This window comes from Streptomyces sp. NPDC004065, assembly GCF_044903565.1.
In the GTDB taxonomy this organism is placed as follows: Bacteria; Actinomycetota; Actinomycetes; order Streptomycetales; family Streptomycetaceae; genus Streptomyces.
In genome coordinates this window covers 95,920-107,790 of sequence record NZ_JBJDQT010000011.1, presented here as the reverse complement: position 1 = coordinate 107,790, position 11,871 = coordinate 95,920, and the positions used below count along the sequence as shown (strand labels likewise).

Sequence of the window (11,871 nt, the reverse complement as noted above, 5' to 3'; positions counted from 1 at the left end):
CGTATGGAAGGGAGCCGCTTCACTCCTGTCGGGCGCCTCGATGCTGCCCCGCAAGGAAGTCAGAGGAGTTCCATGGGACGCAACACACGAAAACGCCGCACGCCGCTGGCCACCAAGGCCATTGCCGCATCGGCGGCCCTAGCGCTCGGTGGGGGCGGGCTGATCTGGGCGAACTTCTACGCATCCGCGCACGAGTCGAACAACAACGCCTGGGGCAACCGCACCAAGGCCACCAACGCGCAGGTCGCGACGATCTCGTGCCCGGACGTCGGGCAGAAGCTCACCAGCGTGCCGAGGCAGGCGCGCACCGAGGTCGACGGTGAGCTGGCCAATCTGGACCGCCAGATCACGGACGCCTACCAGCGCCTGATGACCACCCGGGACGCACAGGCCAGAGACGCGAGTTTCGTCCAGAACTCCATTCTCCAGCCGCTGAAGGAACGCCGTAAGGTGATCCTCGACCGGATCAGGCTGGAGATCAGCCGGGCCGGCGGCACCGCGCCCAACAGCATGGACGCCCTCGCCGGCTGCACCGGCACCCCCGCCAACCAGACCAACGCCGGCGGCCAGCAGGGTGGTGACCAGCAGCAGAACGGCGGTCAGCAGCAGGGCGGCGACCAGCAGCAGAACGGTGGCCAGCAGCAGGGCGGCGACCAGCAGCAGAACGGTGGCCAGCAGCAGGGCGGCGACCAGCAGCAGAACGGTGGCCAGCAGGGCAACGGCGGTCAGCAGCAGGGCAACGGCGGACAGGCCGGCAACGGCCCCGTGGCGGCCGACTTCGTCGACATCACGAAGGTCCAGCGGAACGTCCCCGCAAAGCCGCGCCAGAACCGCAACGCCTCCACCGGCTCCTTCACCACCAACTGCGGTGTGAACGCCAACAAGAACTTCAACACCGACAACGTGATCGTGGCGCCCGGCGTGACCAACGGCGCGCACCACCTGCACGACTACGTCGGCAACCAGAAGGTCAACGCGTTCTCCAGCAACGACACGTTCCTGCAGGGCGGCACCAGCTGCCAGAACAAGAACGACCTGTCGTCGTACTACTGGCCGGTGGTCCGGGTCCAGGACGGCACGCAGGACTTCGACCAGAACGCGGACGGCGGCGGCAAGGAGGGCAACGTCGGCAAGATCCTGACGCCGGTCCAGGCGCAGATCAAGTACGTCGGCAGCCCGAAGAGCAAGGTCGTCGCGATGCCGCAGTTCCTGCGCATCATCACCGGTGACGCCAAGACCACCACCAACGGTCTGGCCAACGCCAACGCGCACTGGAGCTGCACCGGCTTCGAGAACAAGGTCCAGCTGACGACGCAGTACCCGATCTGCCCGCAGGGCAGCAACGTGGTGCGCACGTTCGCCTTCCAGAGCTGCTGGGACGGGCAGAACGCCGACAGCGCCAACCACCGCACGCACGTCGCCTTCGCCGACGCCAACGGCAACTGCCAGAACGGCTTCAAGGCGATCCCGCAGCTGACGATGCGGCTGGTCTACCAGATCGACCCGCCGACCATCGAGAACGGCGTGGTGAAGAACGCCTACGCGGTGGACGGCTTCCCGGAGCAGTTGCACAAGCCGGCCACCGACCACGACGACTTCATCAGCGTCACCACCGGCGGCCTGGCCAACAAGATCGCCAACTGCATCAACCGCGGCCAGCGGTGCCAGTGACGCGGTACGGGTGCGGCACGCAGGCCGCGCCCGGCCGGTGACCCACTGAAGGAGGCCGGCGGCGGGGAAACCCGCCGCCGGCCTCCGGCGTGCGGCACGGGGAGTGCCGCACGGGAATGCCGCACGGGGAGTGGCTCAGCCGCTGTGGCCGGTGTGGCCGGAGCCGCCGGTGTGCGCGTGGTGGTCGGTGCCGACCTCGACGTCCCCGCCGAGGGTGCCACGCAGCTCGCGGACCACGCCGTCGTCCCCCACCGCGACCCACTTGCGGCCGACCAGGTAGAACCCGCCGTAGTCCTTGGCCTCGTTGATCCACTCGCGCTGGCCGCGGTCGGTGGAGAAGGTGGCGAGGATGAACTTCCCGGCGGCGTTGGTGCAGATCGCCTGGCGGATCGTGTCGGCGTCGGTCTGGATGTCCGGCTTGCACTTCACTTCGGCGGCCAGGCTCTCCAGGCTGCCGGTCGCCGTCGGCGGCACCTTCGCGGCCGGGTCGGCGCCGGCGCCGCAGCCGGCCAGCGCCACCGTCGCCACGGCGCCGGCCAGCGCGAGCATCGGTCGGGTCACCCTCATCAGTTCCTCCGGTCCTTCGAGCATGCCGCGGAGAGCCCCGCCGAGGGACCCCTCCCACCCATACGGCTTCCGTGCGCACGGTGCTCAATCCCGTGGCCCGGCGCGCACACTCGTGCGAGAGTGTGCCGGTGGACAAGGACTGGGACAACCGTGTGGCCGCCGCCTGGGCCCGCTTCGAGGACCGCCCCGACGACGAGGCGGAACGGCACGCGCCGGCGTTCCGCGCCGAGATCGACGCCCTGGCCGCCGAGTTGCCGGACGGCAGCCCGCTCGGCCCGTTCGAGCGGGCCTGCGCCTGGGACTCCACCGGCCACTCCGACCGGGCGGTGCCGCTGTACCGGGAGGCCCTGGCCCGCGGGCTGAGCGGCTACCGGGGCCGCCGGGCCAGGATCCAGCTGGCCAGTTCGCTGCGGAACACCGGGCAGGCGCGCAAGGGCGTCGAACTGCTCACACCCGAGCTGGACGCCCCGTCCGACGAACTGGACGACGCCGTACGGGCCTGTCTCGCCCTGTGCCTGTCCAGTCTCGGCCGGGACCGCGAGGGCCTGTCCCTGGTGCTCGGCGCGCTCGCACCCCATCTGCCGCGCTACCGGCGGTCCATGGCCCGCTACGCCCGGGCGCTGGTCGAGCCGTAGGGCGCGCGGGGCCCGGACCGACTCGTTCGGGCGACGGTGACCAAGCGCGTGTTCGCTCGTTTCGCTGAACGTGCAGCCACAGGAAGTCGCCCCACGCCCCCCGTCCTCCTCCGCGGCCTCCCCGGACTCCGCCGCCGTACCGCTCGCCGGCGCCGAGCAGGCCGAGGCCGCGCTCGTCGAGCACTACCCGCGGCTGGCCCGGCTCGCCTACCTGGTGCTGCCGCCGGACCTCGGCCTGGGCCGCCGCGTCCTGACGGCGCACGCCCTCGCGCAGCGCGCGCTGCCCCGCGGCCGGCCCGCGGCGCCCGCCGTCCCGCCCCAGCCCCTCGCCCCGGACACCGCCCCGGACACCCCCACGGCCAACGGCCCCGGACCGGACAGCAGCGCCTCCCCCGACAACGGCGCCGACAGCGGTACCGGTACCGACGCGGACACCACCACCGCCCCGGACGCCGGCACCGACGCCGGCACCGGCACCCACCCGGACAGCACCACCACCACGGACCCCGACCCCGACCCCGGCTACGCCTACCTCCGCCTCCAGGTGGTGAAGGCCGCGCTGGAGGCCGGCCGGCGGGCCGGGCGCGGCCGGCTCCACCGGGCCCTGCTGCCGCCGCTGCTGCCCCAGGTGTGGGGGCTGCGGCTGTTCCCGCGCTCGGGCGGCGCCGACGAACTCGCCCTCGACCAGCGGCTCGGCTCCCTGTCCGCCCCGGCCCGCGCCGCCTACGTCCTGCGCGGGCTGGACGGACTCACGGACGCCGCCGTGCGCGAGGTGCTGGCCGCCGCGGACGTGGCCGACCCGGGCGCCGCGCTGACCGAGGCCGGCCTGGTGCCCGCGCGGTACGCGCTGCTCGGCTCCGCCGAGTTCGACCCCTGCTCCCTGCAGGCCCGGCCCACCGACCTCAGGCGCCGCCGCCGGTACGCCAGGGCCGCGCTCGCCGGCGCGGCGGCCCTCGCCGTGTGCGGGGCGCTGGTGGCGCTGCCCGACGGCGGCTGGGGACCCGACGGCGCCGCCGCGCCCGCCTACGCGCGCAACCCCTCCGCCGAGGCCGCCCTGGACCCGGGCAGGCTGGTCCGGGCCGCGCCCACCGCCTGGCGGACCTCCGCCCGGCTGGACTTCTCGGTCTGGCCCGCCCGCGGCGACCGCACGGGTGACACCGCCCTGCTGCGCCGCGCCCTCGCGGTCTGGGCCCGCCCGGGCGAGTCGGTACGGGTCTCGGCCACCCCCGGCACCGCCTCGGGCGGGCCCGCCGGCCCGCCCCAGCTGCTCTACGCCGGCACCGTGGACAAGGCGCACGTGGTGATCCTCTACGACGGCCTGCGCATCGTCCGCTACGCCGAGCCGAGGACCTCCACGGCCGGGGCCGCGCTGGACCTCGCCCGCGTCGACGGCGCCACGGGCACCGCCGCCGGGGCCGTGGTCCTGGACCGCTCCGACGGCAACGTGCGCTATCTGACGGCGCCATGGGTCACCGCGGCGGCCCAGCGGGACCTGTTCCGGCCGGCGTCCGCGCCGCTGGACCTCGGCCTGCGCGACGGTGTCGCCGGGCCGCTGGCCGCCCCGGGCGAGCGGTCCGGCGCCTGCACCTCCTGGCACGTGCTGCAGCTGACCGACGCCTCCGGCACCCATGTGCTGAGCGACCTGGGCGAGCTGGTGCCCGCCCGGCTCACCACGGGCCGCCCCCGGGCGCCCCACGAGGTGACCGGCGCCTCCGGGCTGCGCACCTGGGCGCCGTACGCCTGCTCGCTGGTGGCCATGCGCTCCCAGGGCGTGCGGTCGGTCAACGCCTGGCGGTACGCCGACCAACCGCTGCCCGACGAGAGCGGCACGGCCGCGTGGACGTGCACCCGGGCCGAGACCTGGCGCGGCGGCGAGCCCCGGGTGCTGGCCCAGTTCCGCACGCCCGGCGGGAAGTACGGCGCGGTCGCGGCCCGCGCGGAGGACGTGCCCGCGTGCGGCGCCCGCGATCCGCATGTGCTGGCCGGTGTGCTGTGGAAGGCGCAGACGGGCGCCTGGTACCTGCTCGCGGCGGGCAGCGCGGACACCTCGTCGATCAAGGCGACCGGCGGGATCCGGGCGGTGTCCGAGGGCCGGCTGCTGGCCGTGCGGGCCGAGCGGGGCGCACAGGCCGACCTGAAGGGGAAGCTGTCGGACGGCGGCTCCCTGGAGATGCTGCACTGACGGGGACCGGTGGGCCGGTGGGCGACTCGTGCGCGAGGAGTGGCGGACCGGGGTGAACACCGGCACGGATCCAGCCGGTTCGCGGCCGGATTCGATCGGTAAGGTGTGCGCATGACTACCGGGGTTCGCCGCAGAATGGGAGTGGAGGAGCGGCGGCAGCAGTTGATCGGCGTCGCCCTCGAACTGTTCGCCCGCCGCTCGCCGGACGAGGTCTCCATCGACGAGATAGCGTCGGCGGCGGGCATCTCGCGCCCGCTGGTCTATCACTACTTCCCCGGCAAACTCAGCCTGTACGAGGCCGCGTTGAAGCGTGCCTCGGAGGACCTGGCGGACCGGTTCGTGGAGCCGCAGGAGGGGCCGCTGGGCGCCCGGCTGCTGCGGGTGATGCGCCGCTTCTTCGACTTCGTGGACGAGCACGGGCCGGGCTTCTCGGCCCTGATGCGCGGCGGCCCCGCGGTCGGCTCCTCGACGACCAACGCGCTCATCGACTCGGTACGGCAGGCCGCCTACGACCAGATGCTGGCGCATCTGGGGATAGCGCGGCCGCCCGCGCGGCTGGAACTCGTCGTACGGTCCTGGATCTCCCTCGCGGAGTCGACCGCGCTGCTCTGGCTGGATGGCCGGCGCATCCCGCGCGCCGAGCTGGAGGTGCAGCTGGTGCACGACTTCGCCGCGCTCGCGGCCGTCGCCGCCGCCCACGACGAGGAGACGGGCACACTGCTGCGCCGGGCGTTCGAGGCGGAGCCGGCCGAGGGCCCCTTCGGGAACCTGGTCGGCCGGCTCGTCGCTCTCGCCTCCTAGTACCGCGGCGTACCGCGGCGTACCGCGGCGACAGGGCCGCGCCTAGGCGTCGTACTTCCGGTAGGACGGGTCGAGGTCGCGGACCTCGGCCGACGCGTGCAGCGCCAGCCCCTCCACCGGCTTCACGTGCGCCCGCACCGCCTCGAGCACCGCCTCGGCCAGGCGCGCCTTCGTCTCCTCGGTGCGCCCGGCCAGCAGGCCGATGGTGACGTGCACGATCGCGTGCCCGGAGGTGTCCGGACCGACGACGGTGTCCTCGGTCCGGCGGAACTGCGTCTTGCAGGCCGCAGGCCTGGCCGCGGCGATCCCGACCGTGTCGGCGTGCACCCGGGCGGCGAAGGCGCGCCGGTCGAAGGCGTCCGCCAGCTCCGCGGAGTAGTCGACGGTGATCTGCGGCATGAGCACTCCTGTTTCCATGGCGGCTGCTACGGCGACCTGCGCTTCAGCCTAGTTCCTGAACACCGCCACCGTCCGGGCCGGCACCGTGAACGTGCCGGTCGCCGCCTGGTACGCCGAGGTCTTCACCACCGCGTCGGCACCCGCGGCCTGCACCGGGTGCAGCCGGTAGTGGGCGCCGGCGAGCGAGGCGACCCGCTGCTCCTGCCGCTCGGGCGTCGCGTTGAAGACCACGACCAGATCACCGAGCCGCATGGTGATCACGCCGGGGGTCTCGTCCCTGCCCGACAGCGGGAAGGACAGCTGCGACTGCACCCGCGCGGCCGTGGCGAGGGAGAACGCCTTCTCCGTCGTACGGATCCGCAGCAGGTCCCGGTACGCCGCGGAGGCGCCCTGGATCTGCGGGCAGCCGACCTTCACGGAGGTCAGCAGCGGCTTGGCGTACGGCCACTTGGACTGGTTGTCGGCGGCCATGGGCAACCCCCGGCCGAAGCCGTTGCCGTCGGCGCAGTTCCAGTGGATGGCGTTGAACCAGTCGCCGCTGTCGAAGGAGTTGCGGTCCAGCGACTTGGAGCGCAGCAGGTCGGTGCCGGCCTGGGAGAGCGCCGGTCCCTGCGAGAGCGCCGCCGTCGCCATGGCCAGCACCTGCATGCGGGCCCGGTCGGCCGCCGGGGTCTTCGCGGGGAGCTTGTAGGTGAGCGCGTCGAACAGCGACTCGTTGTCGTGCGCGTCGGCGTAGGCGAGGGCGTCGCCCGGCGCGGCCGCGTATCCGGCGGGGGCGCCGTTGTAGTCGACCTCCGCGCCGCTGACCTCCTTGCCGTCGGTGTCGGTGAAGCGGTACTTGGCCAGGTTGCCGCTCAGGCCGACCTTGATCAGGTCCTGGTAGTGCAGCAGCCGGGCCTTCTGCTCGGCCTCGGTGCCGTTGGCGGTGGAGGCGTTGGGGTCGGTGTAGAGGCCGGAGGCGAAGCCCTGGACGCCGGGGTCGGAGTCGAAGGGGCCGCCGCCGCGGACCGCGTCCCGGGCCCGGTCGGAGAAGGTGGCGACGCCGGTGCCGGCCATGTTCTTCTGGGTGGCCTGCACGAAGCGCGCGTCGTCGGCGACCTCGCCGAAGTTCCAGCCCTCCCCGTACAGGATGATCTTCTTGCCGTCCACGCCGTCCTTCTGCGGCGTGAGCGCGTCGAGGGCCTTGCGGACGGCGAGGATGTTGGCCTTGGGGTGGTGGCCCATGAGGTCGAAGCGGAAACCGTCGACCTTGTACTCCTTGGCCCAGGTGACGATGGAGTCGACGACCAGCTTGCCCATCATGGTGTTCTCGGTCGCGGTGTTGGCGCAGCAGGTGCTGTTGGCCACCGAGCCGTCGGCGAGCAGCCGCTGGTAGTAGCCGGGCACCACCTTGTCGAGCACGGAGGTGTCCGCCTGCCCGGCGGCCGCGGTGTGGTTGTAGACGACGTCCATGACGACGCGCAGGCCGTCCTGGTTGAGCGCCTGGACCATCCTGCGGAACTGGACCGTGCGGGCGGTGCCGTCGGGGTCGGTGGCGTACGAGCCCTCGGGGACCGTGTAGTGGTACGGGTCGTAGCCCCAGTTGTAGGCGTCCTTGGCGGCGGTCCGCGCCACGCACGCCTGCTGCTGCTCGGAGTCGGCCGGGTAGGAGGCCAGGTCGCAGCCGGGGCTCGCCTGGTCGGCCTTCTTCTCGGGGATGGTGGCGATGTCGAAGGCGGGCAGCAGGTGCACGTAGGACGTGCCGGCCCTGGCCAGCTCCCGCAGATGCCGGGAGCCGGCGCTGTTCTTGTCGGTGAAGGCCAGGTAGGTGCCGCGGTCCTTGGCCGGGACGGTGCTGTCGGCGACGGAGAAGTCGCGGATGTGCAGTTCCTGGATCTGCGCGTCCCGCAGCGGCACGGCCTTCGGCTTGGCCGTCTTCGACCAGCCGCTGGGGGCGAGCGCGGCGTCGTGCAGGTCGACGACGAGGCTGCGCTCGCTGTTCGCGGTCAGCGCCACCGAGTAGGGGTCGGTGACCTTGTTGGTGACGATCCGGCGCACGGAGGGCGCCCACACCTTCACCGCGTACCGGTACGGCTTGCCCTTCCAGGAGGCGGGTCCGGTCACGGACCAGACGCCGGTGGTGCCGTCGCGGTGCATGGCGACGGTCCTGCCGTCCAGCTCCAGGGCCACGCTCTGCGCGGTCGGCGCCCACACGCTCAGGGTGGGCCGGCCGCCGTGGAAGACGGGGCCGAGCCGGGTCCGGGCCGCCGCGGTGCCGTAGACGTCGTCGAGGACGCCGGCGAGCTGGACGCCGGTGGCCGCGAGCACGGCGCCGTTCGCGGCGCGCTGGGCGGCGACGACCTGGCCGCGCAGGGCCTCGCGGACCCGGTCGCGGTCGCGCGGGTCGACGGACCAGGCGGTGTAGTCCTTCAGGTGCGGGAACCTCGCCTTCTGGGCGTCGGTGAGCGTGGTCTTCGCCAGCCGCAGCAGGCGTTCGTCGTCACCGGTCAGCGCGCCGTCCTCGACCTCGATCGACCCGTCGTGGGAGTAGACCAGCTGGGTGGAGGCGGCACCGTCCGCGCCGTTCCACGCGACCGTGTCCCGGTCGATCCAGACGGCCTTGGACGTGGTGAGGTCCAGGGCGGCCGAGCCGCCCGTGGGCTGCGGCAGCAGGGGCCCTTCGTGGCCGCTCACCAGCCACACCTCGTGGCCGTTGGCCGCCTTGAGGTCCAGGGACTGGTCGGCGGGCAGGTCCTTCTCGTCGCCCTTGTGGATGATGTAGCTGAGGCTGGTGGCACCCTCGGTGAGCGGCACCTCGTAGACCGCGCCATAGGAGTCAGTCTTCACCGGTGTGAGCGGCTTCGACCAGTCGGTGGGGTTCGCGGCGCCGGTCCACACGTGCAGGCCCCAGCCGTCGTAGTTCCCGTCGGCGCGGTGGTAGTGGAGCACGGCTTTGGTGGTGTCCTGCGGCGGGTAGTCGGCCGTGGGCCGCTCGGCCCGCACGTCCTGCTCGCCCTGCTCGATCCAGACCTCGCCCGTCCTGGTGACGTCGATGGACCGGTCGGCGGAGACGTCCTTGTCGCCGTCCTTGTCGATGACCAGGAAACCGACGGTGGAGGCGCCGGGCTTGAGCCTGACGTAGGCGAAGGCGCCGTAGGCGTCGCGTCCGGTGAAGGGGTGGCTGTCGGGCCAGGTGGTGGACTCGCCGTCGGCGAGGTCGCCCCAGGCGTACAGGCCCCAGTTCGCGTAGTCGCCGTCGGTGCGCTTGTAGTGGACGACCGCGTACTCGCGGGAGGAGGCGGTGGGGGTCTCCGGGGCGGGCGGGGTGCCGGTGGTGGAGGCGGCGGTGGCGCTCGCGGTGCGGCCGGCGGAGTCGGTGACGACCGCCTTGTAGCGCAGGGCGGTGCCGGGCGGGACGGTCCTGGCGAGGGTCTGGGTGACCTTGTAGGGGGCGTGGTCGGCGGAGCCGAGCACCTTCCAGGGGCCGTTGCCGACCTGGGCGGCGAAGACCACCCGGTTCAGCTGTCCGCCGCCGGTGTCGGCGCCGATCCCGACGGTGCCGGTGGCTCCGGCGGCGGGGGCCGTCAGGGTGATCGTCGGCTTGGCGGCGGGGGCCTGGAGCCGGCCCGCGGCCTTGAGGACGACGGCCGAACCGGCGGGCACGGTCAGGGTGACCCCGCGGTCGGCGTCGGAGGCCACGGAGGCGGTGGTGCCGTAGATGCCGCGGTAGGTCATGCGGGCCGAGCCGGTGTGGAAGCTCGCGGTCCGCGCCTCGCCGGCGTTGTTCAGGGCGACGACGTACTCGGCTCCGGTGCGCGGGTCGGTGCGGGTGAAGGCGTAGACGCCGGCGCCGTCGGCCGCGTAGCGCTCGGTCTGGACGCCGTCCGTGAGGGCCGGGTTGTCCCTGCGCAGCTTGGCGAGCGCGGCGATCTGCCGGTAGAGCGGGGCGGTGGTGTCGTAGGAGTCGCTCGCGTGGGTGCGGCCGGTGCCGATCTCGTCGTCGTCGAGGTAGTCGGCGACCTTGGAGGCGAACATGGTCTGGCGGGCGTCCTTGTCACCGCCGGAGCCGGTGAAGCCCTGCTCGTCGCCGTAGTAGACGACCGGGTTGCCGCGGCTGAGGAACATCAGCTCGTTGGCGAGCCGGTCCTTGCGCAGCAGCTCGGCGTCCGTGGCCTTCGGGTCGTCCTGCTTCAGGAAGTACCCGATGCGGCCCATGTCGTGGTTGCCGAGGAAGGTGACCTGCTCGTAGGCGTTGGCCTTGTCGGTCGTGTACTTGTAGTCGTCGCCGAAGACCGAGGCCAGGCGCTTGGCGCTGCCGCCCTGGGAGGCGTAGGCGCGGGCCGCGTCCTGGAAGGGGAAGTCGAGCGTGGCGTCGAGCCGGCCCTGGGTGACGTAGGGGGAGGTCACGGAGGTGTCGGCGGAGTAGACCTCGCCGAACATGAAGAAGTTCCTGCGTCCCTGCCGCGCGGCGTACGCGTCGAGCGCGGTGGCCCACTGGGTCCAGAACTCCATGTTGACGTGCTTGACGGTGTCGATGCGGAAGCCGTCGACGCCGAAGTCCTTCACCCAGCGCTGGTAGATCCTCTCCATGCCGCCGACGACCTCGGGACGCTCGGTCCACAGGTCGTCGAGGCCGGAGAAGTCGCCGTAGGTGGCGTTCTCGCCGGCGTAGGTGGAGTCGCCGCGGTTGTGGTACATCGACGGGTCGTTGAGCCAGGAGGGAACCTTGAGGTTCTTCTTGGCGGCCGGGACCGTCGGGGTGTACGGGAAGGAGTTCCTGCCGACGGCGGGGAACTTCCTCCTCCCGTCCGCGTAGTCGGCGTCGTCGAAGGGGCGGCCGTCCTTGGTGAGGTACGGGAAGGCGCCCTTGGACAGGTACTCGTGGGAGGCGCCCTCGTAGTCGACGACGTCGGCGGTGTGGTTGGTGATGACGTCGAAGAAGACCTTCATGCCCTTGGCGTGCGCCTTGGAGATGAGGGCGGACAGGTCGGCGTTGGTGCCGAAGTGCGGGTCGACCTTGGTGAAGTCGGTGATCCAGTAGCCGTGGTAGCCGGCGGAGGCGTCCTTGCCGCTGCCTTGCACGGGCTGGTTCTTGAAGATCGGCGCCAGCCAGATGGCGGTGGTGCCCAGGCCCTTGATGTAGTCGAGCCGCTTGGTCAGGCCCTTGAGGTCACCGCCCTGGTAGAAGCCCTTGTCGGTGGGGTCGTAGCCGGTGGCCAGGCGCGAGCCGGTCAGGCCGCCCCGGTCGTTGGCGGCGTCGCCGTTGGCGAAACGGTCCGGCATGACGAAGTAGAACTGCTCGCGCGTGTCGTCGTGCCGTGCGGGAGCGGCGGCGAGCCGCGCGTCCGAGGGCGGCGCGGGCGGGGTGGCGGCCCCGGCGGCGACGGGCTGGACGAGGGAGGCGGCGAGGGCGGCGACGGTGACGGCCGCGGCCCTCCTCCGGTACGGGGTGCGGCGCCTCGAGGGCGCCGGCCATCTCGGTATCACAGGTGTGAACTCCTCGCGATCGCGGCTCAGTCGGTCCGACCCCACGCCTCGGCCGTGGCCCTGCGGCCCGGCGCTTGGGCGCCCGCGCGACCGTATCGCCCGCGAAAGGGTTGCAGCAAGAGGCTTGAAAGTAACGGAAAGATGTTTCAG

General features: G+C 72.6%; 7 protein-coding genes. 4 read left to right on the top strand and 3 right to left on the bottom strand.

What is annotated here, in order from left to right; genetic code table 11:
- The first annotated feature begins 72 nt into the window (after nucleotides 1-72).
- On the top strand, nucleotides 73-1,671 hold the full coding sequence (locus ACI2LW_RS14750; RefSeq protein WP_404731558.1) for a DUF1996 domain-containing protein: 1,599 nt from the start codon (nucleotides 73-75) through the stop codon (nucleotides 1,669-1,671).
- A gap of 135 nt (nucleotides 1,672-1,806) precedes the next feature.
- Here ACI2LW_RS14750 and ACI2LW_RS14745 read toward each other — a convergent pair whose 3' ends face one another.
- Nucleotides 1,807-2,238 carry a hypothetical protein gene (locus tag ACI2LW_RS14745; RefSeq protein ID WP_404731557.1) on the bottom strand — a complete coding sequence of 144 codons (432 nt, stop codon included), beginning with the start codon at nucleotides 2,236-2,238 and terminating at the stop codon, nucleotides 1,807-1,809.
- A gap of 128 nt (nucleotides 2,239-2,366) precedes the next feature.
- Between ACI2LW_RS14745 and ACI2LW_RS14740 the strand changes: the two genes are divergently transcribed.
- The 3 genes from ACI2LW_RS14740 (at nucleotide 2,367) to ACI2LW_RS14730 (ending at nucleotide 5,856) form a co-directional block, all read left to right on the top strand.
- Nucleotides 2,367-2,873, top strand: a complete 507-nt coding sequence (locus tag ACI2LW_RS14740) for a tetratricopeptide repeat protein (protein WP_404731556.1) — start codon at nucleotides 2,367-2,369, stop codon at nucleotides 2,871-2,873.
- A gap of 70 nt (nucleotides 2,874-2,943) precedes the next feature.
- Nucleotides 2,944-5,055: a hypothetical protein gene (locus tag ACI2LW_RS14735; protein WP_404731555.1), complete on the top strand. Its 2,112-nt coding sequence runs from the start codon at nucleotides 2,944-2,946 to the stop codon at nucleotides 5,053-5,055.
- Between the two features lie 111 nt (nucleotides 5,056-5,166).
- Nucleotides 5,167-5,856, top strand: a complete 690-nt coding sequence (locus ACI2LW_RS14730; protein ID WP_404731554.1) for a TetR/AcrR family transcriptional regulator — start codon at nucleotides 5,167-5,169, stop codon at nucleotides 5,854-5,856.
- Between the two features lie 42 nt (nucleotides 5,857-5,898).
- Here the strand turns inward: ACI2LW_RS14730 and ACI2LW_RS14725 are convergent, their stop codons facing one another.
- Nucleotides 5,899-6,255, bottom strand: coding sequence for a 5-carboxymethyl-2-hydroxymuconate Delta-isomerase (locus ACI2LW_RS14725; protein WP_404731553.1), 357 nt, complete (start codon nucleotides 6,253-6,255; stop codon nucleotides 5,899-5,901).
- 48 nt (nucleotides 6,256-6,303) lie between these two features.
- Nucleotides 6,304-11,721, bottom strand: coding sequence for a pullulanase-type alpha-1,6-glucosidase (gene pulA / locus ACI2LW_RS14720; RefSeq protein ID WP_404731552.1), 5,418 nt, complete (start codon nucleotides 11,719-11,721; stop codon nucleotides 6,304-6,306).
- Nucleotides 11,722-11,871: the final 150 nt, after the last annotated feature.

What these genes read in the sequence shown, in the direction of transcription:
- ACI2LW_RS14750 (WP_404731558.1), top strand. Translation starts at nt 73, where the DNA reads ATGGGACGCAACACACGAAAACGCCGCACGCCGCTGGCCACCAAGGCC.
- ACI2LW_RS14745 (WP_404731557.1), bottom strand. Translation starts at nt 2,238, where the DNA reads ATGAGGGTGACCCGACCGATGCTCGCGCTGGCCGGCGCCGTGGCGACG.
- ACI2LW_RS14730 (WP_404731554.1), top strand. Translation starts at nt 5,167, where the DNA reads ATGACTACCGGGGTTCGCCGCAGAATGGGAGTGGAGGAGCGGCGGCAG.
- ACI2LW_RS14725 (WP_404731553.1), bottom strand. Translation starts at nt 6,255, where the DNA reads ATGCCGCAGATCACCGTCGACTACTCCGCGGAGCTGGCGGACGCCTTC.